This is a genomic window from Pseudomonas sp. BBP2017 (genome assembly GCF_003024385.1).
GTDB lineage: Bacteria > Pseudomonadota > Gammaproteobacteria > Pseudomonadales > Pseudomonadaceae > Aquipseudomonas.
Window position 1 is genome coordinate 388,665 of sequence record NZ_PVZN01000001.1, and the last position, 26,733, is coordinate 415,397.

General features: G+C 60.1%; 23 protein-coding genes. 11 read left to right on the plus strand and 12 right to left on the minus strand.

The window, feature by feature from the left end:
- The first annotated feature begins 1 nt into the window (after position 1).
- Positions 2 to 1,204, plus strand: a complete 1,203-nt coding sequence (locus C6382_RS01780) for an O-antigen ligase (protein ID WP_107022828.1) — start codon at positions 2 to 4, stop codon at positions 1,202 to 1,204.
- Here the strand turns inward: C6382_RS01780 and C6382_RS01785 are convergent.
- Positions 1,194 to 2,084: a glycosyltransferase gene (locus C6382_RS01785; protein ID WP_107022829.1), complete on the minus strand. Its 891-nt coding sequence runs from the start codon at positions 2,082 to 2,084 to the stop codon at positions 1,194 to 1,196. The two genes, C6382_RS01780 and C6382_RS01785, sit on opposite strands and share 11 nt — an antisense overlap.
- A 491-nt stretch (positions 2,085 to 2,575) precedes the next feature.
- Between C6382_RS01785 and dusA the strand changes: the two genes are divergently transcribed.
- The 3 genes from dusA (at position 2,576) to C6382_RS01805 (ending at position 6,657) form a co-directional block, all read left to right on the plus strand.
- Complete coding sequence (dusA, locus tag C6382_RS01795) at positions 2,576 to 3,550, plus strand: tRNA dihydrouridine(20/20a) synthase DusA (RefSeq protein ID WP_178082727.1); 975 nt, start codon at positions 2,576 to 2,578, stop codon at positions 3,548 to 3,550.
- A gap of 122 nt (positions 3,551 to 3,672) precedes the next feature.
- A complete protein-coding gene (gene tal, locus C6382_RS01800; protein WP_107022832.1) occupies positions 3,673 to 4,599 on the plus strand; it encodes a transaldolase in 927 nt (308 codons plus the stop codon).
- Between the two features lie 153 nt (positions 4,600 to 4,752).
- Positions 4,753 to 6,657, plus strand: a complete 1,905-nt coding sequence (locus C6382_RS01805; RefSeq protein ID WP_107023014.1) for an alkaline phosphatase D family protein — start codon at positions 4,753 to 4,755, stop codon at positions 6,655 to 6,657.
- Positions 6,658 to 6,696: 39 nt separating this feature from the next.
- On the opposite strand, the gene rssC is transcribed toward C6382_RS01805, so the two are convergent.
- The 3 genes from rssC to C6382_RS01820 all read right to left on the minus strand — a co-directional run bounded on the left by rssC (position 6,697) and on the right by C6382_RS01820 (position 9,407).
- Positions 6,697 to 7,179: an anti-sigma factor antagonist RssC gene (gene rssC, locus C6382_RS01810; RefSeq protein ID WP_013971741.1), complete on the minus strand. Its 483-nt coding sequence runs from the start codon at positions 7,177 to 7,179 to the stop codon at positions 6,697 to 6,699.
- A complete protein-coding gene (gene rssB, locus C6382_RS01815) occupies positions 7,176 to 8,360 on the minus strand; it encodes a two-component system response regulator RssB (protein WP_107023015.1) in 1,185 nt (394 codons plus the stop codon). Before rssB ends, rssC begins: the two co-directional genes overlap by 4 nt.
- Before the next feature lie 339 nt (positions 8,361 to 8,699).
- Positions 8,700 to 9,407 (minus strand): VacJ family lipoprotein, encoded by a 708-nt coding sequence (locus tag C6382_RS01820; RefSeq protein ID WP_107022833.1) that lies wholly within the window; start codon positions 9,405 to 9,407, stop codon positions 8,700 to 8,702.
- A gap of 197 nt (positions 9,408 to 9,604) precedes the next feature.
- Between C6382_RS01820 and C6382_RS01825 the strand changes: the two genes are divergently transcribed.
- Together C6382_RS01825 and C6382_RS01830 are read left to right on the plus strand one after the other, a co-directional pair.
- On the plus strand, positions 9,605 to 10,171 hold the full coding sequence (locus C6382_RS01825; RefSeq protein WP_107022834.1) for a phosphonoacetaldehyde phosphonohydrolase-related protein: 567 nt from the start codon (positions 9,605 to 9,607) through the stop codon (positions 10,169 to 10,171).
- 124 nt (positions 10,172 to 10,295) lie between these two features.
- On the plus strand, positions 10,296 to 10,559 hold the full coding sequence (locus C6382_RS01830; protein WP_107022835.1) for a DUF4404 family protein: 264 nt from the start codon (positions 10,296 to 10,298) through the stop codon (positions 10,557 to 10,559).
- 45 nt (positions 10,560 to 10,604) lie between these two features.
- Here C6382_RS01830 and queF read toward each other — a convergent pair whose 3' ends face one another.
- Together queF and C6382_RS01840 are read right to left on the minus strand one after the other, a co-directional pair.
- The gene (queF, locus tag C6382_RS01835; protein ID WP_107022836.1) at positions 10,605 to 11,435 is read right to left on the minus strand and encodes an NADPH-dependent 7-cyano-7-deazaguanine reductase QueF; all 831 of its coding nucleotides are present in this window, start codon (positions 11,433 to 11,435) and stop codon (positions 10,605 to 10,607) included.
- A gap of 67 nt (positions 11,436 to 11,502) precedes the next feature.
- Positions 11,503 to 11,997 carry a plastocyanin/azurin family copper-binding protein gene (locus C6382_RS01840; protein WP_107022837.1) on the minus strand — a complete coding sequence of 165 codons (495 nt, stop codon included), beginning with the start codon at positions 11,995 to 11,997 and terminating at the stop codon, positions 11,503 to 11,505.
- Positions 11,998 to 12,153: 156 nt separating this feature from the next.
- Here C6382_RS01840 and C6382_RS01845 point away from each other — a divergent pair, with 156 nt between their 5' ends.
- Entirely contained in the window at positions 12,154 to 12,834 is a 681-nt protein-coding gene (locus tag C6382_RS01845; protein ID WP_107022838.1) for a heavy metal response regulator transcription factor, read from the plus strand.
- The gene (locus C6382_RS01850) at positions 12,831 to 14,189 is read left to right on the plus strand and encodes a heavy metal sensor histidine kinase (RefSeq protein WP_107022839.1); all 1,359 of its coding nucleotides are present in this window, start codon (positions 12,831 to 12,833) and stop codon (positions 14,187 to 14,189) included. The genes C6382_RS01845 and C6382_RS01850 overlap by 4 nt, the downstream gene beginning before the upstream one ends.
- A gap of 66 nt (positions 14,190 to 14,255) precedes the next feature.
- On the opposite strand, the gene C6382_RS01855 is transcribed toward C6382_RS01850, so the two are convergent.
- The 3 genes from C6382_RS01855 to C6382_RS01865 form a co-directional block, all read right to left on the minus strand.
- Positions 14,256 to 15,500 (minus strand): lipoprotein-releasing ABC transporter permease subunit, encoded by a 1,245-nt coding sequence (locus tag C6382_RS01855; protein WP_107023016.1) that lies wholly within the window; start codon positions 15,498 to 15,500, stop codon positions 14,256 to 14,258.
- Between the two features lie 72 nt (positions 15,501 to 15,572).
- Positions 15,573 to 16,256 carry a lipoprotein-releasing ABC transporter ATP-binding protein LolD gene (gene lolD, locus C6382_RS01860; protein WP_178082728.1) on the minus strand — a complete coding sequence of 228 codons (684 nt, stop codon included), beginning with the start codon at positions 16,254 to 16,256 and terminating at the stop codon, positions 15,573 to 15,575.
- A gap of 7 nt (positions 16,257 to 16,263) precedes the next feature.
- Entirely contained in the window at positions 16,264 to 17,514 is a 1,251-nt protein-coding gene (locus tag C6382_RS01865) for a lipoprotein-releasing ABC transporter permease subunit (protein WP_107022841.1), read from the minus strand.
- Positions 17,515 to 17,608: 94 nt separating this feature from the next.
- On the opposite strand from C6382_RS01865, the gene C6382_RS01870 reads away from it, so the two are divergent.
- Positions 17,609 to 18,196 (plus strand): PilZ domain-containing protein, encoded by a 588-nt coding sequence (locus C6382_RS01870; protein ID WP_107022842.1) that lies wholly within the window; start codon positions 17,609 to 17,611, stop codon positions 18,194 to 18,196.
- Positions 18,197 to 18,223: 27 nt separating this feature from the next.
- A complete protein-coding gene (locus tag C6382_RS01875) occupies positions 18,224 to 18,946 on the plus strand; it encodes a glycerophosphodiester phosphodiesterase family protein (RefSeq protein ID WP_107022843.1) in 723 nt (240 codons plus the stop codon).
- Between the two features lie 42 nt (positions 18,947 to 18,988).
- Here C6382_RS01875 and sthA read toward each other — a convergent pair whose 3' ends face one another.
- The 3 genes from sthA to C6382_RS01890 form a co-directional block, all read right to left on the minus strand.
- Positions 18,989 to 20,383: a Si-specific NAD(P)(+) transhydrogenase gene (gene sthA / locus C6382_RS01880; RefSeq protein ID WP_107022844.1), complete on the minus strand. Its 1,395-nt coding sequence runs from the start codon at positions 20,381 to 20,383 to the stop codon at positions 18,989 to 18,991.
- A gap of 194 nt (positions 20,384 to 20,577) precedes the next feature.
- Positions 20,578 to 21,576 (minus strand): FAD:protein FMN transferase, encoded by a 999-nt coding sequence (locus C6382_RS01885; protein ID WP_107022845.1) that lies wholly within the window; start codon positions 21,574 to 21,576, stop codon positions 20,578 to 20,580.
- Positions 21,577 to 21,647: 71 nt separating this feature from the next.
- The gene (locus C6382_RS01890) at positions 21,648 to 23,111 is read right to left on the minus strand and encodes a glyceraldehyde-3-phosphate dehydrogenase (protein ID WP_107022846.1); all 1,464 of its coding nucleotides are present in this window, start codon (positions 23,109 to 23,111) and stop codon (positions 21,648 to 21,650) included.
- Between the two features lie 169 nt (positions 23,112 to 23,280).
- Here C6382_RS01890 and mfd point away from each other — a divergent pair, with 169 nt between their 5' ends.
- Positions 23,281 to 26,730 (plus strand): transcription-repair coupling factor, encoded by a 3,450-nt coding sequence (gene mfd / locus C6382_RS01895; protein WP_107022847.1) that lies wholly within the window; start codon positions 23,281 to 23,283, stop codon positions 26,728 to 26,730.
- The last annotated feature ends 3 nt before the right edge of the window (positions 26,731 to 26,733 follow it).

The following is a 26,733-nucleotide window of genomic DNA, read 5'->3' on the forward strand; positions in this document are numbered from 1 at the left end:
GATGTCAATTGATGTACCGATAGAGACCAAGGCCCAACGCCTGGGGAACATGATCAATAGCTACCTCTTGCCGTTAGGCTGGCTGATCATCCTCACAGGGATGTTCTGGGCCGGGGAACGAGCGATGTACCACAAGCTCTATTACATTTTCCTGGCCTTCCCCACCCTCCTGGCTTTGATCCTGCAACCGCGATTACTCAAACCCCTGACCAGTAACCCGCTGTTTATTGCCTTCCTGGCCTTCAGTGCCTACACCCTCCTGAGCATTGCCTGGTCCGACACGGAAAACTCAACAGGCAGTTTGCTCAAACGACCGTTGTACATCGCGATGCTACTGCTTTCTGCGGGGATCATCGCTCTGCGCAACCCTGCGCAACTGGAGCAGTGCACGCGTCTGGCGGCCATCTTCGTCGCATTGGTGGCAGGTCTGGCGCTGATCTACTTCATGTACTCCAAGCTGCCCTACGCAGGCAACCGTTTAAGCGGTTACGGCGCGCTCTACAACCCCTTGCTCACCGCCCATGTATTCGGTGCATTCGCCGCATTCTGGCTGGGATCATGGTTCCAGGCACGCAACGTGTTGAGCCCACTGCCGATTATCTGCCTGGCGCTACTGGGCGCAGCGATCCTCGCAACCGGATCACGGACGCCATTGGTGGGGCTGGCGGCAGCCATGGGGTGGCTGATGATCGTCGGCGACCGACGCCGTAGCTTGATTGCCATAGGGGTGGTTGCTCTTGGCATAATGGTCGTTGCACTGATTCACCCCGAAGCCATCACCCAGCGCGGCGTATCCTACCGCCCCGCCATCTGGATGGAGTCGCTGCGCCAGATCAGCGAGCATCCATGGTTGGGCCATGGCTTCGACTCACCCATGACGGTGATACTTCCAGACTTGAGCAAAACCCTCGCCGACCCGCACAACATCGAACTGGGCGTGTTGTACTCGGGCGGTATCTTGGGGTTGGCGTTGTGGATGACGCTGTATGGCCTGGCGATGTACTTCAGCTGGGTCCACCGCAAGCAACCCGCTGTCACCCTCGCGGCGACCTGGCTTATCTTCGGCTTTGCTTCGGGGCTGACCGAAGGCAGTGCCTTCATGTCACGCCCCAAAGAGCACTGGTTTCTGATCTGGATACCGCTGGCCATGGTCTATGGCCAATCGCTGATCCACTGGACGCGTAGCCGGGCAGTCAAGAGCTGATCAGCCTCCAGATACCGCGCAAGGTTTTCTTGTTCCAGTACTTGACCGGGATTTCCGCCAGGATTTCCCGCGTCAACGCCTTGTCACGGTTGGCGTACTTGAGCACCATGGAGTTGCGGAAATTCATGCACACCTTTTCGTACTGCGGGTGATCACGGAACACCTCGTAGGTTTTCAGTACGTTATCCACCATGAACCGGCCGTTCTTGAAGGTGTTGGTGGGGTGATCACGGTATTGCGCCAGCACCTCGCCAAGCACGTCGATGAAGTAACCGGCACGAGCAATCGCCAACTCGATATAGACGTCCTCCAAGCGAATGTTCGCATTGAAGCCGCCGACCTTATCCAGGGCTTCACGGCGCAGCATCAACGTCGCGGCCATGGGCCCGGGCTTGCGATCGAGAAACAGGTCGTCAAAATCCAGGCGGCGAAAAGGCAGATTTCGCTTACGCTGCTCGCGCGGGCCCATCACCCGACCATCCTGGTCAATGGTTTCGATATTGGCCGAACAAATACCCACTTCAGGTTTGCCCTGCATGTACTCCACTTGCGTGGCGATTCGATGGGGAACCATGATGTCGTCGGATCCGAACGGGACAATCAACTCGCCCCTTGCACGCTCAATCGCATCATTCAGCGTACAGGCCAAGCCCTTGTTGGCCTGAAAGCGCAAATCGAAACCATGCGTTTCCTGGAGCCGCTTCAGGATCGCCGGGCTTTCATCCGTCGAACCATCATCAATGACGAGCAACTCGATATTGGGATAGGTTTGGTTGATGACACTATTGACGCTTTTTTCTATATAGCGCGCGTGATTGTAAGAAGCGATGATTACTGTCACCAACGGTGTGTCAGAAACATCGTGACGTTGAGCAGACATAAAAAAACCCTAAATTCAATCCGTGCTGCATTAGTAATTTTCAGCTTATATTTGCGAATGTCGCGCTCAAGCTCACAAGCCTCGACTAATAGCCGAAGGTGCGGGTGTAATACCGCTTATCTTATCATTAGTTGCATCGATGATCTCTGTGTAGAACCTTCAGTCTAGATGAAGGCGACCTCAAACGATACCGGCTTGCTTGGGACCGCTGCTCGCCACCAGGGATCAAGGCATGGTGGACGCTCATGATTGCCCCCTTGGCTCTGTCGCAGGAGCGGGCACCAGAACGGATCGCCCCAAGGTAGATAACCGCCTGAGCCATTGTCTTGCGGTCGAACGTCTGGCTTTCCTGATAAACTATTACGCCCTTTTGCACGATGCGAATGTGTGCGGCATGCGCCGCCTTCGAGAAAAGCAAAACCAGCGGTAAACATTAGCAAATGAGAAGCGTGTAGATGCAGACGAACCAAGCAGAAAACCTGGTAAACCCAATGAATCCGGTAGCTAGGCGGTTTTCTGTTGCGCCGATGATGGATTGGACCGACCGCCATTGCCGCTTCTTCCTGCGCCTGCTTTCCAGCAACGCCCTGCTCTACACCGAAATGGTCACCACCGGCGCCCTCCTGCACGGCGACGCTGAGCGCTTCCTGCGTCATGACCAAGCCGAGCATCCGCTGGCTCTGCAACTGGGCGGCAGCGTGCCGGCGGATCTCGCTGCGTGCGCCAAACTGGCACAAGACGCTGGCTACGATGAGGTCAACCTCAACGTTGGCTGCCCGAGCGACCGGGTGCAGAACAACATGATCGGCGCCTGCCTGATGGGCCATCCGGCGCTGGTCGGCGATTGCGTCAAAGCGATGCAGGATGCGGTGCAGATCCCGGTGACGGTCAAGCACCGTATCGGTATCAATGGCCGCGACAGCTATGCCGAGCTGTGCGATTTCGTCGGTCAGGTGCGTGATGCCGGCTGCCGCAGCTTTACCGTGCACGCACGCATTGCGATCCTTGAAGGTTTGTCGCCGAAGGAAAACCGCGAGATTCCACCACTGCGCTACGACGTGGCAGCACAGTTGAAGGCGGATTTCCCAGAGCTGGAGATCATCCTCAACGGTGGCATCAAAACCCTGGCCGAGTGCCAGGAGCACCTGCAGACGTTCGACGGGGTGATGCTCGGACGCGAGGCGTACCACAACCCCTATGTACTGGCCGAGGTCGACCAGCAGTTGTTCGGCAGTCAGGCACCCGTGATCAGCCGCAGTGAAGCCCTGGCCAAGCTGCGCCCCTACATCGCCGCACACCTGGCTGCCGGCGGCGCCATGCACCATGTCACCCGCCACATCCTCGGTCTCGGCCAAGGCTTCCCGGGGGCGCGCAAGTTCCGCCAGTTGCTCTCGGTGGACATCCACAAGAGCAAGGATCCACTGGCGCTGCTCGATCAGGCCGGCGAGCTGTTGCAGGGCCGCTAGCTCCGGAACCTGTGCACACTTGGACACTCGAAGGCTTATCTTCGCCCCGCCTGCCAGCCAGCCCTTGAGCGGCTGGCAGCGCTCGGGTAATGTCGATCCATTGCACAGGACAGAGCACGCCCATGACTTCCAAGCTGGAACAACTCAAGCAGTTCACCACTGTGGTTGCCGACACTGGTGATATCGATGCCATCAGCCGCCTGAAACCGGTCGATGCCACCACCAACCCGTCGCTGCTGCTCAAGGCCGCGGCCATGCCCGGTTATGCCGACTTGCTCAAGCAGTCAGTCGAGCACAGCAAGGGTGACGTCGGTCTTGCCTGTGACACCTTTGCCGTGGCGGTTGGCGCCGGCATTCTCAAAGTGATTCCAGGGCGCATCTCCACCGAGGTCGATGCGCGTTTGTCCTTCGACCAACCCGCGCTGCTGGCCAAGGCCAGGCAGTTGATCAATCTGTACGATAAGGCCGGTATCGGTCGTGATCGTGTGCTGATCAAACTCGCCTCGACCTGGGAAGGCATCCGCGCCGCCGAAGTGCTTGAGAAGGAAGGCATCCAGACCAACCTGACCCTGCTGTTCTCTTTTGCCCAGGCCCAGGCCTGTGCCGACGCCGGGGTGTTCCTGATTTCACCGTTCGTGGGTCGTATCTACGACTGGTACAAGAAATCCACCGGCAAGGAATACGTCGGCGCTGAAGATCCGGGCGTGCAATCGGTTACGCGCATTTACGATTACTACAAGACCAATGACTACAAGACCGTGGTCATGGGGGCAAGTTTCCGCAATATCGGCCAGATCGAGCAACTGGCCGGCTGTGACCGGCTGACCATCAGCCCCGAGCTGCTGCAGCAACTGAGCGAAGATCAGGGCGAGCTGCCACGCATCCTCAAACCGGGCAACCAAGGTGAAACCCGTCAGCACTTGAGCGAGGCACAGTTCCGCTGGGCTTCCAACGAAGATGCCATGGCCACTGAGAAACTGGCCGAGGGCATTCGTCAATTTGCCCGGGATCAGGAGAAGCTGGAGGCATTGCTCGCGGCAAAAGCTTGATACAAAACCGCATTTGCCACTGAGGCAAGGGATGCTGAGTATCCATCCTTTTTTGCAGCCTTGAGACCTCATCGCGGGTCAAGCCCGCTCCTACCCTGTCTGTAGGAGCGGGCTTGACCCGCGATGCTTTCGATCGTGTTATCCGAGATGTTGATGCCTGAACCTTCCGTATTGCCCGCAGTATTGGCCGGCCCCTTGCTACGCCGCCTGGAACCTACGCGAATGGTGTTCTGGCTGGTCGGCTCGCAAGCGCTGCAACCGACCTTATCGCTGAGCTGTCCGGGCATCACGCCCAACCTCGATTGCCAGGTCATCGCCATCGGCCGTCAGGCGTTCGTGCACCTGATCGACATCCACCTCGACAACCCGCTGCCCTGCGATGTGCAGATCGACTATGACCTGATCCTGCAAACCAGTAACGGCGCTCAAGGTATCGCCCAATGGGCCCCACACCTGCTCTACGACGGCGCCCGGCAACCCAGCTTTGTCCTGCATTCACGCCTTGAACAGCTGCTTCACGGCTCCTGCCGCAAGCCTCACCACCCGGCCGCCGATGGCCTGCTCTGCGCTGATCGCCTGCTGATGGAAGGCACCGACCCCAAATCGCGCCCGGCGCTGCTGATGATGAGCGGCGATCAGATCTACGCCGATGATGTCGCCGGGCCGATGCTGCGCGCGATACATGCGCTGATCGAACGCCTGGGATTGTTTGACGAGGCGCTGCGGGGTGCGGTGGTCGATAACAGCACCGCGCTCTATCAGCACCCGGCCAGTTATTACCACCGCGCAGATTTACTACCGGCGCTGGAAAGCAACGTAACCCTGCGTGAGCGCTTCTTCGGCGGCGCGCGCAAGCCGATTTTCACCAGCAGCAATGCCGACAATCACCTGGTGACCTTTGCCGAGGTAATGGCCATGTACCTACTGGTCTGGTCGCCAGTACCCTGGTCGCTGATCGACCCGCAAATGCCATCTGGACTTACCGCTCAGCGCCAGGACCGCTACCGGCAGGAACAACAGCTGATCCGCGGTTTTATCAGCGGCCTGGGCGGTGTCGCCCGTGTGCTGGCCCATGTGCCAAGCCTGATGATCTTCGACGATCACGACATCACCGACGACTGGAACCTGTCTGCGCAATGGGAAGAAACCGCCTACGGCCACCCCTTTTCCAGGCGCATCATCGGCAATGCCTTGCTTGCTTACCTGCTATGCCAGGGCTGGGGCAATGATCCCGATGCCTGCCGCGAGCTTGTGCACAAATGCCAGACGCTGAGCCACAGCGCCCTGTACGACCAGCGTCTGGACGCCTCTTTGCAGGACGCGCTGATCGATGAAGTGCTGCGCTTTCAAGGCTGGCAGTTCGTACTGCCGAGCAATCCACCGCTGCTGGTGCTCGACACCCGCACGCGTCGCTGGCGCAGCGAAAGCAACTTCAACAAGCCTTCTGGCCTGCTCGACTGGGAAGCCCTGAGCGAACTACAGCAGGCCCTGCTCGATCACCCCTCGGTGATCATCGTGTCGCCTGCACCGATATTCGGCGTCAAGCTGATTGAGACCGTGCAGCGGGTGTTCAGCTGGCTGGGCTACCCCCTGCTGGTCGATGCTGAAAACTGGATGGCCCATCGTGGTGCGGCACAGGTGATTTTAAATATCTTCCGACACTCGCGCACACCAGGGCATTACGTGATTCTCTCAGGTGACGTGCACTATTCCTTCGTCTACGAAGTACTGATCCGTCATCGCCAGCGCAGTCCGCACCTATGGCAGATCACCAGCAGCGGTATCAAGAACGAGTTCCCGCGGCGCCTGTTGGACACCTTCGACCGCCTTAACCGTTGGCTTTACTCACCCCGCTCACCGCTCAACTGGTTTACCAAGCGCCGCCAGATGGAGGTAATCCCTCGCACGCCCAGCAACAGCAAGGCCGGCGAGCGACTGTGGAACAGTGCAGGCCTGGGCCAGGTGTTTTTCAATGAGCAGGGGCAACCTCAGCGGATTTACCAACTCAATGCCAACGGTGCGGCACCGACCGAGTTCCCACCCAGGACAACGGATTAGTCAGTAAGCGCAGGCGCCGCAAGGCGCCTGAGAGCCGGATCAGGTACGTTCGAGGGCGTTGACCAGGTCGTGGAAGGCTTCGCGATTGGAATCGTTCAGGCCCATGAGGATCTTGTGCGCTTCCAGCACCTTGGAGCGCACTACGTCTTCATTCTGATCCTGCGAGGGCAGATCGGTCAGGCACTCGGGGCATGGAATCGGCCGATCAACGATGTTGAACACCTGATCGAAGCCCATCGACTGCAACAACCGCGAGATGTCCGGATTGGTGGTCACCACTGTCGGCAACAACCCGACCTTCTGGCGCGACAGGATCGAGAGCTTGGCCAGCAAACCCAAGGTGGTACTGTCGATGCTTTCGGTTTCAGTCAGATCAATGACGATCGCCGAGAAATTCAGCGCCGTGAAGATCTTTTCAATAGTCGCATCCAGCGCCGAACACAAGGTCAGGCGCACTTCGCCGACAAACTTCAGAACGAAGGTGCCGCTCTGTTCGGCGAACTGGATTCTTCCCGTACTCATTGAAGGTTCCTGCTCAACACCAATAGGGCGATATCATCCGGCATCTCCCCAAGCGTAGCCAATCCGAATCGTTGGCGCAGCCCATCCAGGCTACCACCCGCAGCCTTGACGATTTCAGGCAAGGCCGCTTCTTTATCTTTGAGTGTTCCCCCAGGCAAAAGGTCCAGAATGCCATCAGAGAGCAGGGTCAGGCTGAACTGCGGTGGCAACTCCAGGACATGATCCTGGTAGGTCGCCTCCTCAAACAGTCCGACCGGCAATCCGCGGCCCTCCAGATAGCGACTCTGGCCCGGGGTATACAGCACCGGCAACGGTAAGTGGCCACCAATGCTGTAGGTCATCAGCCCGGTGTCTTCATCAATCACCCCGCCGACCATGGTCACATGCTTGCCCAGCTTGCAGTTGATCAGGCCGCGGTTGATGTGGCCGAGCACTTCCGAGGGTTTGAAATCGCGCAACCTGGAGTTGCGCTTGAATTCGAACAGCAGCCGGGTAGTCATGAACTTCAGCAACACGGTAACGAACGCCGAAGAGGCGCCGTGACCGGAAACGTCCGCCAGGTAGAAGGCGATACGTCGCTCGTCAACCCGGAAATAGTCGGCAAAATCACCCGACAGGTACAGCGATGGAATGATCTGGTGCTCGAACGACAGCCCGTCGGCCACCCAGGGACTTTCCGGCAGCATATTCATCTGCACCTGGCGCCCGGCTGTCTGATCTTCCTGCAACAGGTGCAGGCTGGCTTCCAGTTCGCGGTTGGCGGTTTCGAGCTTTTCCCGGTAACGCTGATTCTCGAGCACCAGGCGAGCGCGATCCAGTGCACGACGCACCGAATGCTCCAGCACCGCAAGGTCTTCCAGGGGCTTGATCAGGTAGTCGGCAGCGCCCAGGCGCAACGCCTCTACTGCATCGTTCATGACCCCGGCACCGGAGACCACGATCACCGGCAACTCGGGCGCGCGCTCGGTAACCTGGCGAATCAACTCCAGACCGCCCATTTGCGGCATGCGCAGATCGCAGATCACTAGATCAGGCTGTTCCTGTTCGAAGACCTGCAGGCCCTGCTGGCCATTACTCGCTTGCAGGACACTGAAACCACTGTCTTCAAGGTAGGCGGCAAGACTGGCACGTACGACGTCGTCGTCATCGATTATCAGCAGCGTGGCACTGGTTTTCTGCATGTGGGCAAACGGCGCCAGAATTAGGTTGGTGTAGGCGGCTCGACAAGGCATGAGCACACATACTGGATTCGCTTCTAGCCACTCTTATATGAGTTGTAGGACAAGACAGGCTGTCCGGCAACTTGCAGAGGTGCCCTGTAAGGCGCAGACGGTACTCCCATCCGCTGGGGGTTTCAAGGGTACGCCGATGCTCGCGGCTGCTCTTTGCAGGGTAAATCACTGGGAGTTATAAAAACGTCTTTAGCTGCAACCTAATGGAAGGATGAGATTGTCAGCATGCGCTGAACCGCAGCCATGAAAAAGGCGACCCTAAGGCCGCCCTGTTCGTTGGCGTACGGATTAGAAATCGTCTTTGACTTCGCCATCCTTGACCTTGAACTCGCGGCTCTGCAGGTAAGCATTGCGAATGAATACGTATTTGTCGCCGCGGATCAGCTTTTCCGCCGACAGCAAATTGGCACGGGTATCGACGACATCCACAGAACGCGCGCTGTTGCGGGTCGGCACGTGATCAATGTAGCGGTAGGGTTCGGTGTAAGTGTCCGGATACTTGCCGATAGCGTCACGCACCGTGCTTGGACCGAGCAATGGCAGCATCACGTAAGGACCACTGCCTACCCCCCAGTAACCGAGGGTCTGACCGAAGTCTTCATCGTTACGCTGCAGGCCCATTTTAGTGCCGACATCGAAGAAACCGCCCAGCCCGAAGGTGGTGTTGACGATCAACCGTGCCGTGTCGACACCGGCGGCATGCGGCTTGAACTGCAGGATGTTGTTGGCCAGGTTGGTCACGTCGCCCAGGTTGAGGAACATATTGTGGATGCCATCTTCCAGGAACTGCGGGGTGATCGCCTGGTATCCCTTGGCCAACGGCTTGAGCGCGTAGGTGTCAACAGTGTCGTTGAAGGTAAAGATCGGCCGGTTGATGCTCTCCCACGGATCTTCCTCGGTCGCCGCCTGGGCTGCGCCCATTGGCGCCAACAGCAGGCTGGCACAGACACAGGCCCGGGTCATCCGATTGATCACGCCTGTACCGATCCTACGCATAGTGTTACTCCTCGACAGTCACTGCGTAAGACACTACGTGTCCTACGCTCAAAAAAGGAAACAAGTATAAAGGGTCTTCCACTGATAAACAGCCTGACATAAAAGAGCTCACGTTTTTGTGAAAGGCTGTGTAGTGGCGTCGTAACCGAGGTGTAACACAGCGAGCGTAGTCTGCAGGTTATTTCAGGGATGTTGCCATGCCAGACGCCCCCGCCTTCACCGCTCTGCTGTTTGGCCTGCGCGGCTGCCTCGTCGAAACCGGCGTCACCCCGAAACCGCAACCCACCCCAGGCGCCCTGCGGACACTCGACTGGCTGAATCAGCAACAGGTGCCCTGCGCCTGGATTGACGAGCTGAGCACCGCCGACGCCGAACACTTTGGCAGGCCATTACCCGCCTGGATCAAGGCGCAACATCAGACGCCGGCGCCATGGCCTGCGCCGGACGCCTGCTGGCAGGCGTTAATGACGCTCAAGACCCACACCCTTGAAGGCTGCGTACTGGTCAGTGGTGAGCCCCGCCTGCTGCAGTCGGGGCTCAATGCCGGCCTGTGGACCATCGGCCTTGCCACCTGCAGCTCGCTTTGCGGGCTCGACAGTCAGCAATGGCAAGCGCTCAGCCCACAGGAACAGGAGCGCAAACGCGCCAAGGCGACCCTGCAACTGTTCGCCCTGGGCGTGCATTCGGTAATCGATCATCTTGAAGCGCTGGGCGATTGCCTGGCCGACATAGCCCAGCGCCGCCTCAAGGGTGAAAAACCCTGACACAGGGCCGTTGATCCGGGTCATGCAAAGCATCGCCCAGTGGATTACTCTAGAAGGCAAGGTATGGACCTTTCACCCGCTACCGGGGTCCATGACTGTGCCTATTCATAGAGGGAGATCACCCATGCCTGCCCGCGAACTGCAAGCGCAACTCAACGAGCTGCGTGAGCAACTGGAGCAAAATCCGCCGCTTTCCGAAGAAGAGCGCGAACAGCTGCATGAGCTGATGCGGCAAATCGAGGCCAAGCTTGAGCTGGAAGCCGCCAGCCCGGACAACGATCTGGTCGATAGCGTCAATCTGGCTGTGGAAACCTTTGAGGTCAACCACCCCAGCCTGACCGGCATCTTGCGCCGCTTGGCGGTAAGCTTGCACAGCATGGGTATCTGAGCCCAATCCGATAAGAAAGCCCCGTCATCGAACGGGGCTTTTTCGTTACTGCCGAACCAGGCGCAGGTTTGGCAGGGTCACGGTTTCGGTACTACGGTACGGGTTGATATCCAGCCCGCCACGCCGCACATAACGAGCATAGACCGTCAGGAACTCAGGGTTGAGCAAGCGCTTGAGGTCCAGATAAATGCGCTCCACGCACTGTTCATGGAAATCAGCATGCTGGCGGAAGCTGATCAGGTAGGTCAGCAGGCTTGCGTGATCCAGCGCCGCCCCGCGGTAATGCACGGTAACGCTGCCCCAATCCGGCTGGCCAGTGACCGGGCAGTTGGATTTGAGCAGGTGGCTGTGCAGGGTTTCTTCGACAATGCGGCTGCTGTCACAACGCAGCAACTCCGGCTGTGGCTGTTCATAGTTGCTGATGCTGACGTCCAGGTCGTCAATGCACACGCCCGGCAAGGCAACCACGCCCTGCCCTTCGACTTCAGCCAGGCTACGAATCTGCACGACCACCGGCTTGCCGGCCGCGATCGAGAGATCTTTTGCCAGGCACGCCTGCAACGCTGCCGGCGTTTCGAACAGGGTCTGGTTCAGGGAGTTCAGGTACAACTTGAACGACTTGGACTCGATGATGTTCGGCGAGTCGGCGGGAATCGCGAACTCGCCAATCGCCACCACCGGTTTGCCCGACGGCAACAGCCAGGACAGTTCGAAGCAGTTCCAGAAATCCACACCTTGCCACGGCAGCGTTTCGGCACTGACGCCCAGCTCGGCCCATTTGGCCGCGCGGGGAATCGGGAACAGCAGCGATGGCGTGTAAGTGGCAATGTATTCGCTGGACTTGCCCAGCGGGGAATGTTCGGCGGCGGGATGCATGACTCAAACCTGAAGGACGAAATGTGCCTAGTTTATCGGTTTGTGCCATGCAAAGGGGAATCGGCTGTTACTGGCCGATGGTCAGCTCACCCACCATGCCTGCCTGATAATGGCCCGGCACGTTGCAGGCGAACTCGATGGGGGTGTTCTGTGTGAAGGTCCAGGTCAACTCACCACGCTTGCCGGGGGCAACCATCACCGTATTGGAATCGTCATGCTTCATCATTGCGCCGTGCTGCATGCTGCCGTGGCCCATGGCCGCGTGATCCATCTGACCCTGCATGGCGATCATTTCTTTCTGATGCCTGGCATGCATGACCGCGTCACCAAGACTGAACTCATGTGCAACCGCGCCCTTGTTGATCAGCACGAAGCGTACGGTTTCTCCAGCCTTGACCTGCAAGCTGCGTGGCGCGTAGTACATGTCGCCCATGACGATCTCCACGGTACGATCAGCCTCGGCAGCCGCTACAGGCACACCAAAGGCAAATGAATTCGCAGGAGAAGCCAGTGCAGGCAGACTGAACAGCGCCAGAGCGCCAGCGAAAAAAAGGTGTTTCATATCAGGCCAACTCCAAGGTTGCGACGAATCAGGCTTCACTGTAGAAAACCGGCGCTGGCAGCTACCTGACAAAAACATTACAACTTTGTCAGCTTGGCCCCACACACTGCCCGGCACGGTATAACCACCCGGCAACCCCTCTTCAAGAGCCACCCGATGAAACTGTTGATCGTCGAAGACCAGACCAAGACCGGCCAGTACTTGAGCCAAGGCCTCAGTGAAGCAGGCTTTGCCACGGAGCTGGCCGCCGACGGCAATACCGGCCAGCACCTGGCACTGACCGGCGACTACGACCTGCTGATCCTCGATGTGATGCTGCCTGGCCGCGATGGCTGGCAGATCCTCCAGGCCGTACGCGCTGCAGGCAGTGAGGTGCCGGTGCTGTTTCTCACCGCCCGCGATGCCGTGGAAGACCGCGTGCATGGCCTGGAACTGGGCGCCGATGATTACCTGGTCAAGCCGTTTGCCTTCTCCGAGTTGCTGGCACGGGTGCGCAGCCTGCTGCGTCGCGGCAGCAGCCCGACCCAGGAAACCAGCCTGGGCCTTGCCGACCTGCGTCTGGACCTGATCCGCCGCCGGGTCGAGCGCAACGGCCAGCGCATCGACCTGACCGCCAAGGAATTTGCCCTGCTCGAACTGCTGCTGCGCCGTCAAGGCGAGGTGCTGCCCAAGTCGCTGATTGCGTCTCAGGTCTGGGACATGAATTTCGACAGCGACACCAACGTCATCGAAGTGGCGATCCGTCGCCTGCGCCTGAAAATCGATGACAACCATGAGCACAAGCTGATCCATACCGTGCGCGGCATGGGCTATGTGCTTGAAGAGCGGCTTGCCTGATGCGCCGATTATCCCTGGGTGGCCGCCTGGCACTGCTGTTTGCCGCCTGCACCGCGGCGGTATCCTTGACTGCTGGCATACTGTTCAGCCGCGCCAGTGAACGTCATTTCATCGAACTGGACCAGCAACTGCTCGAGAGTCGGCTGTCAGTGTTGCGCCAAATGCTCGACGGCGTTCACGACCCGGCCAGCCTGGCTACGCGCCTGCCCGCCCTGCAAACCGAATTGAGCCATCAGGCTGACCTCGCCGTACGCGTACGGGGCAGCGATGGCCGGGTGTGGTTCGACAGCCAGAGCAACCTGCCCGAATCGCCTCAGGTGCCCGGGATCAGCACCGTGCATAGCACCAGTAGCGACTATCGCAGCCTGTGCGTCAATCTGGAACACGGTGATCCACGGTCGGCTCAACTGACACTGTTCCTCGATATCACTCATCACCAGCACTTCCTGCAGCGCATGCAGCAACTGATCTGGCTGACCGTCGGCCTCTCCGCCCTGGCCACCGCCCTGCTCGGCGCCTGGTCTGCGCGCAGCGGCCTGCAGCCATTGCGACGCATGGGCGAAGTCGCCTCACAGGTATCGGCGCGCTCGTTGACCACGCGCCTGCCTGAAAACCAGATGCCGGTTGAACTGGCCGAACTGGCACAGACCGTCAACGCCATGCTGGAGCGTCTGGATGATGCCTTCCAGCGTTTGTCGGCCTTCTCTGCCGATATCGCCCACGAACTGCGCACGCCACTGTCGAATTTGCTGACGCACACCCAGGTCACCCTCACCCGCCCACGCGACCTGGACGAATACCGCGAAGCTTTGCACAGCAACCTTGAAGAGCTGCAGTGGATGGCGCAACTGGTCAACGACATGCTCTATCTGGCCAAGGCCGACCACGGCCTGTTGATGCCCAGCCGCCAGCGGCTTGCCCTGTCTGATGAAGCGGATGCCTTGCTGGAGTACTACGCCCCACTGGCCGAAGAAAGCGGTATTACGTTGCACCGCGAAGGGCAGGCCAGCCTGGACGGTGACCGGCACATGCTGCGCCGGGCCCTGTCCAACCTGCTGGACAACGCCTTGCGCTTTACCCCGGCACAGGGCGAGATTCGCTTGAGTATCGAGGTGGGGAATAACCAGGTGCGCTTGCAGGTAGCCAATACTGGCGAGCCCATAGACCCGACATTGTTACCGCGACTATTCGACCGTTTTTATCGGGCCGATCCGGCGCGTCGCGAAGGCAGTAGCGAGCATGCGGGGTTGGGCTTGGCGATTACCCGTTCGATTGTGCAGGCCCATGGCGGGAGTATTCGTGCCGAGTCGGCGGCGGGCTGGACGCGGTTTGTGATTGACTTGCCAGCGGTTTAGAACTGTTCGCGGGGCAAGCCCACTCCCACCGAGATTTCTGTGGGTGGGCTTGCCCCGCGATGACCATCACTCGTAACGCAAAGCGTAAGCCGGCTCAACCTGCGAAGCCCGATACGCCGGGTACAAGGTCGCCAGAAAACTCATCACCAGGCCCGCACTACAGATCAACGCCACATCACCCCATTGCAACTCCGAGGGCAGGCTGCTGATGAAGTACACATCAGAGGTAAAGATGTGTTGCCCGCTGACCCGCTCCAGCCAACCGACAATCTGACTGACATTGAGCGCGGCAATCACCCCGAGCACGCCACCGATCAAGGTACCGACAATGCCGATCAAGGTACCCTGAACCATGAACGTGCCCATGATCTGCGCCGGAGTCGCACCGATGGTACGCAGGATGGCGATGTCCGCGCCCTTGTCATTGACCACCATGATCAGCGTGGCAATGATGTTGAACGCCGCCACCGCGATGATCATCAGCAGCAACAGGCCGATCATGGTCTTTTCCATATTCATGGCACTGAACAGGCTGCCCTGGGTATGCGACCAGTCATCGGCACGGTACTGCTCGCCCAGGCCTGCGGCGATGGCCTTGGACACCTGCGGCGCCGCGTACAGGTCCTTGAGCTTGAGGCGCACGCCCTGCACCTGACCCGGCTGCCAGCGCTGCATTTGTGCGGCATCGGCCATATGGATGTAGGCCATGGAGCCATCCAGCTCGGCACCCACCTTGAACACCCCGACCACATTCAGGCGTTGCATGCGCGGCGTGATTCCACCTGGAGCACTGCTCACTTCCGGCACGATCAAGGTCAGCTTGTCGCCGACATTCAAACGAAAACGCCGGGCGCTGATCTCGCCGATCACGACCCCATACTCTCCCGGCTCCAGCGCCTGCAAGCTGCCCTGAACAATGTGCTGGGCCACGATCGAGACCTTGCCCTCCTGGGCCGGGTCGATGCCGCTGACCTGGATCGGCTGCATCGCGCCCTTGTAGGAGAGCATGCCTTCCATCTCGGTCAAAGGCGCGGCAGCGAGTACTTGCGGGTCTTTCAGCGCAGCATCGGCCACCGGGCGCCAGTCAGCCAATGGCTGCACACCGAGAATACTGGCATGCGGCACCATGCCGAGGATCCGCGCACTCATTTCGCGCTGGAAACCGTTCATCACCGACAACACCACGATCATCGCCAGCACACCCAGGGACAGGCCGATCATCGAGGTCATGGAAATGAACGAGATGAAATGGTTGCGGCGCTTGGCGCGGGTGTAGCGCGCGCCGATGAAAATAGACAAGGGTCTGAACATGAACGGAAGCACCCAGGTAAAGAAAAGAAACACGGTGCCCGCCTAAGTTTGCGGGCACGCTGCACGGCCAGGTCAGATCGCTACTAGGTGGCCGTCGTCCAGGCGCAGCACACGGTCCATCTGCCGCGCCAGGTTGAGGTCATGGGTGACCACCAGGAAGGCTGTCTGCGACGAGCTGCTCAGCTCTTGCATCAGGTCCTGGATGCCTTGGGCGGTGTGGTGGTCGAGGTTGCCGGTCGGCTCATCGAGCATCACCAGCCCCGGACGGTTGACCAGGGCGCGGGCGATAGCCACCCGCTGGCGCTCACCGCCGGACAGCTCGGCCGGTTTGTGACTCAGGCGGTGGCCCAGGCCAACGCGCTTGAGCAGCGCCTCGGCGCGTTCGCGCGCTTCGGGGATGGCGGTGCGGCCAATCAGCAACGGCATGCACACGTTCTCCAGCGCGGTGAACTCCGGTAGCAGGTGATGGAACTGGTAGACGAAGCCCAGTGCGCGGTTACGCAGCAGACCACGGGCCCGCTCGCCGAGGGCCGACAGCTCTTCACCGGCCAGCCAGACGCTACCCTCGGTCGGGGTGTCGAGACCGCCCAGCAGGTTGAGCAAGGTACTTTTGCCCGAACCCGAACTGCCGACAATGGCCACCCGCTCACCGGGGTGCAGCTCCAGCTGCAGACCGGACAACACCTGGACCTTCTCCGGGCCTTCCTCGTAGGACTTGCCCAGGTTGCGGCAACTCAGCACTGCTTTATTACTCATGCCCAACTCACTCATAACGTAGCGCCTCCGCAGGCTGGGTGCGTGCCGCACGCCAGGCCGGATACAGGGTGGCGAGGAAACTCAGGACCAATGCCGCACCGCAGACCATCCACACGTCTTCGGCCATGACCTGGGACGGCAGGTAGTCGATGAAGTAGACGTCGGCATTGAGGAACTTGTGTCCGATCAGGCGCTCGAGCCCGGCGATAGCCGCGCTGACATTCAGTGCGGCGGCGATGCCGAGCACACCACCGATCAAGGTGCCGACCACGCCGATCACCGTACCCTGGACCATGAAGATGGCCATGATCTGCCCCGGGGTCGAACCCAGGGTACGCAAGATGGCGATATCGCCCTTCTTGTCGTTGACCACCATCACCAGGGTGGAAATGATGTTGAACGCCGCCACCGCCACAATCAGCAGCAACAGCAGGCCGATCATGGCCTTCTCCATGCGGATCGCCTGGTACAGGTTGCCATGGCTGCGGGTCCAGTCGCGGGCGTAGAACTCGCGGTCACCCAGGTTCTGGGCGATATCCCAGGCGGTGCGCGGCGCCTGGAACAGGTCGTCGAACTTCAGGCGCAGGCCCTGGACCTGATCGGCTTTCCAGCGGTGCAGACGCGACAGGTCCGAGAGGTTGGTAAGACCCAGGTAGCCGTCGATTTCACCGGCGCCTACATGGAAGATACCGACCACGGTAAAGCGCTTCATGCGCGGGAACATGCCAGCGGGGGTTACAGTGACCTCCGGGGCAACAAAGGTCAGCTTGTCGCCGATGCCGACACCCAGCTTGGTCGCCGCCTTGTCGCCGATCATGATGCCGAACTCACCCGGCGCCAGGGCGTCGAGCTTACCTTCACGGATGAAGTTGTCGATGATCGAAACCTGCCGCTCCTGAGCCGGATCGATGCCGTTGAGCAGCACCTTCTGCACCTTGCCGTCATGAGTCAGCAAGCCCTGCATCTGGGTAAAGGGTGCCACCGCCACAACCTGCGGGTTCTGCTTTACTTGCTTGGCAAGGGCGGGCCAGTCGTTGAGCGGCTGTCCGGTTTCCAGAGTGGCATGGGGCACCATGCCCAATACCCGGGTGCGCATCTCGTGATCGAAACCGTTCATCACCGACAACACCACGATCATCACCACCACGCCCAGGGCGAGGCCGATCATCGAGGTCAGGGAAATGAACGAGACGAAGTGGTTGCGACGCTTGGCACGGGTGTAACGCGTACCGATGAATACGAAGAGAGGTCTGAACATGTCGGGGCTTGTTCGGATGAAAGAGGAACGTCCTTGTGGCGGGGCTTGAATAGCAGCTTTACACTCAGACCACCGCCGCTACCATGGGTTCGCCATGTCGACATTAGATGAAGAAGATCGCCGCGAATACTACCGTATCGACGATAGGATCGCACTGGAAATTAGCCCGCTGAGTGCTACTGAAGCCCTCGGCCCAGACTTATTGCAAGATGATTCACCACTCTTCAATCTGCTCAGTGAGCTGCACCTGAGCGAATTCGAGTCCCAGCACCTGCTGCGCCAGCTCAGCGACAAGGATCGCACCCTGGCCGCTTTCCTCAAGGCGCAGAACAAACGTATCGACCTGCTCAGCGCTGTGGTTGCACAAACCCTGCTCGGACACCTGAGCGCACCACAAGCGGTGGTGCTGTCGGAGGGCGGTATCGAGTTCAACCAGGCCCAACCGCTCGCTGCTGGCAGCCGAGTCGCAGTGAAGATGGTATTGATGCCGCAAGCCTTGGGTTTGCTGCTGCGCGCCAGAGTCACCCACTGTGATCAGCAGCCTGATGACCTGTATGAAATCGGTACCGAGTTCGTCGAGATGACTGACGCCCAGCGCCAGCTGCTGGCCCGCTATATCCTCCAACGACAGGCGCAACTAAGGCGCCAGGCGCTGGAACAGAACGCCCCGAGCGCTTCTTGAGTCTCACCCTTTCTTGAAGGAACAAACGTGACCCAGATTTACGGCCACCGCGGCGCCAAGGGCGAAGCCCCCGAAAACACCCTGACCAGCTTCCAGCAATGTCTCAAGCACGGCGTACGTCGTTGCGAGCTGGACCTGCACCTGTCAGCTGACAACGAGCTGATGGTGATCCACGACCCGACACTCAAACGCACCACCGGTCGACGCGGCAAAATCGCCGAACACACAGCCGCGGATCTGGCGACCTACGATGCGCGCAAGGGTGGCCCGGGCTGGGTATCACCCTGCCCGATTCCTCGACTTGAAGAGTTGTTTGAGAAGTGCGATTTCGAGCACTGGCAACTGGAGGTCAAGAGCGCCTCGCGCACCCGTGCCGTGACCACGGTGCTGGCCATTCGCGAAATGGCCCAGCAGTTCGGCCTGCTCGACAAAATCACCATCACCTCCAGCTCACGGGAAGTACTGGGTGCAGCCCTTGAGCTGACGCCGGATATTTCTCGCGGACTGGTCGCCGAATACGCTTGGCTCGACCCGTTGAAGGTCGCCCAGAACTATGGCTGCAACTTGCTGGCGTTGAACTGGACACTGTGCACCCCTGAGCGCCTGATCAAGGCTCAGGGCCAGGGTTTGCACGTGTCGGTGTGGACAGTCAACGAGCCGGCGCTGATGCGCAGGCTCGCCGACTTCGGCGTAGACAGCCTGATTACAGACTTTCCCGGTTTGGCCAGCGCCACCCTCGAGAATCGCTGAAATCGGTCTCCCCGGCCGGCTCAGGCCACCGGCCGGAGCCGCTCAAAAAAGCCGGTTGAGGCCGTCGTAGGCCGCTACCCGATAGGCTTCGGCCATGGTCGGGTAGTTGAAGGTGGTGTTGACGAAATACTTCAGGGTATTGCGCTCACCCGGCTGATCCATGATCGCCTGACCGATATGGACAATCTCCGACGCCTGATAACCGAAGCAGTGTACGCCGAGGATTTCCAGGGTCTCACGATGGAACAGGATCTTCAGCATGCCTTGCGGCTCACCGGCGATCTGCGCCCGCGCCATGCCTTTGAAGAAGGCCTTGCCGACCTCGTAAGGCACCTTGGCCTGGGTCAGTTCCTGCTCGTTCTTGCCGATCGAGCTAATCTCCGGGATGGTGTAGATGCCGGTCGGCACGTCGTTGACGAAGCGCCAGCTGCCATTGTCGACGATGCTGCCAGCGGCCGAGCGACCCTGGTCGTGCGCAGCACTGGCCAGGCTTGGCCAGCCGATCACGTCACCCGCACCATAGATGTTTGGCACGTGGGTACGGTAGTTCTCATCGACTTCGATCTGGCCACGGCTGTTGACCTTGATACCGATGTTTTCCAGACCCAGCTTGTCAGTGTTGCCGGTACGGCCGTTGCACCAGAGCAAGGCATCGGCCTTGATCTTCTTGCCCGACTTCAGGTGCAGGATCACACCGTTGTCCAGGCCTTCAACGCGCTCGTAGTCTTCATTGTGGCGAACGGTGATGTTGTTGTTGCTGAAGTGGTAGCTCAGCGCCTGGGAAATTTCCGAGTCGAGGAAGCTCAGCAGCTGACCACGGTTATCTACCAGTTCCACCAGCACACCCAGGCCGCTGAAGATCGAGGCGTACTCGCAACCAATGACGCCAGCGCCGTAAACGATCAGTTTGCGCGGGGTGTGACCGAGGCTGAGGATGGTGTCGCTATCGTAGATCCGCGGGTGATGGAAATCGATATCGGCCGGACGGTACGGACGCGAACCGGTGGCGATGATGATGTGCTTGGCCACCAGTTTCTCGACCACACCGTTGGCGCAGACCACTTCGATGGTTTGCTCATCGGCGAAGCTGCCGGTACCGAAGAACACATCGACACGGTTGCGGGCGTAGTAGCCGGTGCGCGAAGCAACCTGCTTGGCGATGACTTTCTCAGCGCTTTTAAGCACGTCAGGGAACGAGAACCAGCGCGGCTCACCAATGGCCCGGAACATCGGGTTGGTGTTGAACTGCATGATCTGGCGCACCGAGTGACGCAGGGCCTTGGACGGGATGGTGCCCAGGTGGGTGCAGTTGCCGCCGACCTGGCGACGGCTATCGACCATCGCCACCTTGCGTCCTGCTTTGGCAGCATTCATTGCCGCCCCTTCTCCTGCGGGGCCGGAACCCAGCACCACTACGTCGTAGTTGTAGACAGCCATGCGTACTCCTTCAGAACAGGCCCGCTCACCACATTGGCAAGCGGGGCTAAATCATGTCGCCAGCGGCGCCATGAAAAAATTCGGGTGCAGTCTAATCAAGCTTGAACGCCGCGCACATTAACCCTTGGTCGCGTCGTAGGCTATTTTTCTCTGCACTACATGTGTTCATCACGGGGCTTGCCCCGTGATGCCTTTCAATCCTTATCCACTCGCGCAAACGCCGGGGTGCTTCGAGAGACGAAGCCATCGGCAACCCGGGTCACGAACACTGCGGCAATCTCGTGCCGGAGGGCAAAATCCCAACCCTGCTGCGGCCCAAGGATCAACAACAGGGTTGAATAACCGTCGGCCATCAGCGTCGAGCGCGCAAATACCGTCACCGCCGCCAGCTCATGCTTCACCGGCCGCCCCAGACGCGCATCGAAGGTGTGCGAATAGCGCTGGCCATTGTCCTCGAAATAATTGCGATAGTCACCGGAGGTCGATACGCCAAAACCATCCACCGCCAGTACTTGCTGGGCGATCTGGCGATCCTCGCGGGGCAATTCGACAGCCACTTTCCAGCTGCTGCCATCCGGTTTTCGTCCCAACGCTTTGAGTTCACCGGTGATCTCGACCAGCAAATCCGCGACGCCCAAGGCATTGAGCCGCTCAACCAGCAGATCGACTGCATGCCCGGCAGCGATGCTGTTGAAGTCCACTTGCACCGGCGCATCCTTGCACAGTTGCTCGCCCACTATGCGCAAATGCCCATGCCCAACGCGTTGGCGCGTAGCAGCCAACGCCTGTGCATCAGGTACTTTCTCGAACCGTGACTGCGGACCAAACCCCCATAGATCGAGCAACGGTTCTACGGTCAGGTCAAACGCACCGTCGCTTTGCTGCGACAGCTGCTCACCGACACGTATCAGTTCCAGCACATCAGCAGGCATGTACTGGCAGCTGTTGGCGGGCAAGCGGTTGAACGTTTCGGTCAGCGAGTCGCTACGATAGGTGGAGAAACGCTTATCGACCCCCTCGAGGATGGCTTCAACCTCACGCTTGACCTGCCCAGGTGCCGGCCCCTGCGGCGTACGTACGTACTGTACGGTGTAACTGCTGCCCATAGTCGGGCCGCTGATTCGCTCAAGCGTATCGCCCTGGCCACAGCCCAACAGACTCACCAGTACACTCACCAGCAACACGTTGCGCATCGGTCCTCCTGGAAACTCAGACAAAAAAAACGGGAACCCTGAGGTTCCCGTCTTTCACAACCAAGCCAAGCTTAGCGTGGGAAAGCTGGCGGGTTTACACCGGCCATGTCTTCCATCACGCGCACAACCTGGCAGCTGTAACCGAATTCGTTGTCGTACCAGACGTACAGGACAACACGGTTATCGTTGCAGATGGTGGCTTCGGCATCGACTACACCGGCGTGGCGCGAACCTACGAAGTCGGTGGACACCACTTCCTGGGAGCTGACGTAATCGATCTGCTTGTGCAGATCCGAGTGCATGGCCATCTGGCGCAGGTACTCGTTGATTTCTTCGCGGTTGGTGGCCTTTTCCAGATTCAGGTTGAGGATAGCCATCGACACGTTCGGCGTAGGAACGCGAATCGCGTTACCGGTCAGCTTGCCCTTGAGCACTGGCAGTGCCTTGGCGGCTGCGGTGGCAGCACCGGTCTCGGTGATGACCATGTTCAGCGGCGCGGCGCGGCCACGACGGCTGCCCTTGTGGAAGTTGTCGATCAGGTTCTGGTCGTTGGTGAACGAGTGAACGGTTTCGACGTGGCCGTTGACGATGCCGTACTTGTCATTCACCGCCTTGAGCACCGGCACGATGGCGTTGGTGGTGCACGAAGCTGCCGAGATGATCTTGTCGTCGGCAGTGATATCGCCATGGTTGATACCGTGAACGATGTTCTTCAGCGCGCCCTTGCCAGGTGCGGTGAGAATCACACGACCAGCACCCGGGCAGGCCAGGTGCTGGCCCAGGCCGTCGGCGTCACGCCATACACCGGTGTTATCGACGATCAGCGCGTTCTCGATGCCGTACTGGGTGTAGTCGACTTCGCTCGGGCTCTTGGCGTAGATAACCTGGATCAGGTTGCCGTTGGCGGTGATGGTGTTGTGTTCTTCATCGATGGTGATGGTGCCATCGAACGGGCCGTGAACCGAGTCACGACGCAGCAGGCTGGCACGCTTGACCAGATCGTTCTCGGCACCTTTGCGCACGACGATGGCGCGCAGACGCAGACCGTCGCCACCACCGGTTTTTTCGATCAGGATGCGCGCCAACAGGCGGCCGATACGACCGAAGCCGTACAGCACAACGTCGGTGCCTTTGCGCGCCGAAACGTTCTGCTGGCCAACCACATCAGCCATTTCTTCACGCACGAACTGCTCGGCGCTACGGCCGTTGCCTTCCTGCTTGAACTTATTGGCCAGCTTGCCCAGGTCGACCGAAGCGGCGCCCAGTTTCAGCTCGCTCATGGCTTTGAGCAGCGGGAATGTCTCGTGGACAGAGAGTTCGGTTTCGTCGGTTTGGCGATGACGAGCAAAGCGGTGCGCTTTGAGGATCGAGATCACCGAACGGTTGATCAGGCTGCGGCCATAGATCGAGCTCACCACATTGTTATTGCGGTAGAGCTGACCGATAAGCGGGATCATCGCTTCTGCAAGTGCTTCACGATCAATCCACTCACCAAGACACTGGTCGGGCTTCTGAGTCACGGGAACCTTCCACATGTAGGGACAGAAAAAAGGGGCTACATTATGACGCCCCGCAGCCCATCGAGCAATGAGCGCCTGTCGCCACTCTGTCACTACATGTATTTAGCCTGCGCAAACCTGACAGCACGGGCCTGTGACCGGTACAATTGGCGTCTTTGTCGCAACGCTTGGAGCTCGACCTCCCGTGCCTGTTCTGCGTCTACCGCACCTGTCGGCCACTGCCGGCAAACAAACCTGGGGCAACCTGCCGGGTGCCGCCCTGAGCCTGGCGATTGCCGAGGCTGCCAGCGCCGCCAAGCGCTTCACCCTGCTACTGACCGCCGACAGCCAGAGCGCTGACCGGCTCGAGCAGGAGCTGCGCTTTTTCGCACCCGAGCTGCCGGTACTGCCTTTTCCCGATTGGGAAACCCTGCCCTACGACCTGTTCTCACCGCATCAGGACATCATCTCCCAGCGGATCGCCAGCCTGTACCGGCTGCCGGAGCTTGATCACGGCATTCTCGTGGTGCCGATCACCACCGCCCTGCACCGCCTGGCGCCGACGAGCTTCCTGCTGGGTAGCAGCCTAGTGCTGGACATCGGCCAGAAGCTCGATGTCGAACAGATGCGCACGCGCCTGGAAGCCAGTGGCTATCGCTGCGTCGACACGGTGTATGAGCATGGCGAATTCGCCGTCCGTGGCGCGCTGATCGACCTGTTCCCGATGGGCAGCAAACTACCCTACCGCATCGACCTGTTCGATGACGAAATCGAGACCCTGCGCACCTTCGACCCGGAAACCCAGCGCTCGATCGACAAGGTCGAGTCGGTACGGCTGTTGCCGGCCCGCGAGTTTCCGCTGCAAAAAGAGGCTGTAACCCGCTTCAAGGCACGCTTTCGCGAGCGCTTCGACGTCGATTTTCGCCGTTGCCCGATCTTCCAGGACCTGTCCAGCGGCATTACCCCGGCCGGTATCGAGTACTACCTGCCGCTGTTCTTCGAAGACACCTCGACCCTGTTCGACTACCTGCCGCAGGACACCCAGGTGTTTTCCCTGCCGGGTGTCGAACAGGCCGCCGAGCATTTCTGGAGCGATGTGCGCAACCGCTACGAGGAGCGCCGCATCGACCCGTCGCGGCCCTTGTTGCCGCCGGCCGAGCTGTTCCTGCCAGTGGAAGACTGCTTTGCCCGGCTCAAAAGCTGGCCGCGGGTGGTGGTCAGCCAGGATGACGTTGATAGCGGCGTCGGCCGCGAGCGTTTCCCGGCCCAGACCTTGCCGAACCTGGCCATCGAAGCCAAGGCCAACCAGCCACTGGCAGCGCTGTCGGGCTTTCTCGAGCAATTTTCTGGCCGCGTGCTGTTCACCGCCGAATCGGCGGGCCGTCGCGAGGTACTGCTGGAGTTGCTCGAGCGCCTGAAGCTGCGCCCGCAAACCGTCGACAGCTGGAACGCTTTCGTCGCCGGCAAAGAGCGCCTGGCAATCACCATTGCACCGCTGGACGAGGGCCTGCTGCTCGACGACCCGGCCATCGCACTGGTCGCCGAGAGCCCGCTGTTCGGTCAACGGGTCATGCAGCGCCGGCGCCGCGACAAACGCAGCGACGCCAACAACGATGCGGTGATCAAAAACCTCACCGAGCTGCGCGAAGGCGCGCCGGTGGTGCATATCGATCACGGCGTGGGCCGCTACCTGGGCCTGGCGACCTTGGAGATCGACAACCAGGCCGCCGAGTTCCTCACGCTGGAATACGCCGAGGGTGCCAAGCTCTACGTGCCGGTGGCCAACCTGCACCTGATCGCCCGCTACACCGGCAGCGACGACGCCCTGGCGCCGCTGCACCGCCTTGGCTCCGAAGCCTGGCAGAAAGCCAAGCGCAAGGCCGCCGAACAGGTGCGCGACGTGGCTGCCGAACTACTCGACATCTATGCCCGTCGCGCCGCGCGCAAAGGTTATGCCTTCGCCGACCCGTCAGTGGATTACGCCACCTTCAGTGCCGGCTTTGCGTTCGAAGAAACCCCGGACCAACAGAGCGCCATCGAAGCGGTGCGCGAAGACATGCTGGCGGCCAAACCGATGGATCGCCTGGTCTGCGGCGACGTCGGCTTCGGCAAGACCGAAGTGGCCATGCGTGCCGCCTTCATCGCCGTACACGGCGGTCGCCAAGTCGCCATCCTGGTACCAACCACCCTGCTCGCCCAGCAGCATTACAACAGCTTCCGCGACCGCTTTGCCGACTGGCCGGTGACCGTCGAAGTGATGAGCCGCTTCAAGTCGCCCAAAGAGGTCGCCGCCGCCGTCGCCGACCTGGCCGAAGGCAAGATCGACATCGTTATCGGCACCCACAAGCTGCTGCAGGACGACGTCAAGATCAAGGACCTGGGTCTGGTGATCATCGACGAAGAGCACCGTTTTGGCGTGCGCCAGAAAGAACAACTCAAGGCCCTGCGCAGCGAGGTGGACATCCTCACACTGACCGCCACACCGATCCCGCGCACCCTGAACATGGCCGTGGCCGGCATGCGCGACCTGTCGATCATCGCCACCCCGCCAGCACGCCGGCTGTCGGTGCGCACCTTCGTCATGGAGCAGAACAAGAGCACGGTCAAAGAAGCACTGCTGCGTGAGCTGCTGCGCGGCGGCCAGGTCTATTACCTGCACAACGATGTAAAGAGCATCGAAAAGTGCGCCGCCGACCTCGCCGAACTGGTCCCCGAAGCGCGTATCGGCATCGGCCACGGGCAGATGCGCGAGCGTGAACTCGAACAGGTGATGAGCGACTTCTACCACAAGCGCTTCAACGTGCTGATCGCCTCGACCATCATCGAGACCGGCATCGACGTGCCCAGCGCCAACACCATCATCATCGAGCGTGCCGACAAGTTCGGCCTGGCCCAGTTGCACCAGTTGCGTGGCCGGGTCGGACGCAGCCACCACCAGGCCTACGCCTATCTGCTCACCCCGCCGCGCCAGCAGATCACCCCGGACGCCGAAAAACGCCTGGAGGCTATCGCCAACACCCAGGACCTGGGCGCCGGTTTCGTCCTGGCCACCAACGACCTGGAGATCCGCGGCGCCGGCGAACTGCTCGGCGAAGGCCAGAGTGGGCAGATCCAGGCGGTCGGCTTCACCCTGTACATGGAAATGCTCGAACGCGCAGTCAAGGCCATCCGCAAAGGCACTCAGCCGAACCTCGATCAGCCGCTCGGTGGTGGCCCGGAAATCAACCTGCGCTTGCCTGCGTTGATTCCCGAAGACTACCTGCCGGATGTGCATGCACGCCTTATCCTGTACAAGCGCATCGCCTCAGCGGTGGACGAAGACGGCCTCAAGGACCTGCAGGTCGAGATGATCGACCGCTTCGGCCTGCTGCCCGACCCGACCAAAAACCTGGTGCGCCTGACCTTGCTCAAGCTGCAGGCGGAAAAACTCGGCATCAAGAAAGTCGATGCCGGCCCCAACGGCGGCAAGATCGAGTTCGAGGCCGAGACCCCGGTCGATCCGCTGGCATTGATCAAGCTGATCCAGGGCCAGCCCAAACGCTACAAGTTCGAAGGTGCTACCCAGTTCAAATTCATGGTGCCGATGGAGCGCCCGGAAGAACGCTTCAACAACCTTGAGGCGCTGTTCGAGCGCCTGACCCCACAATCTGCGTGAAGG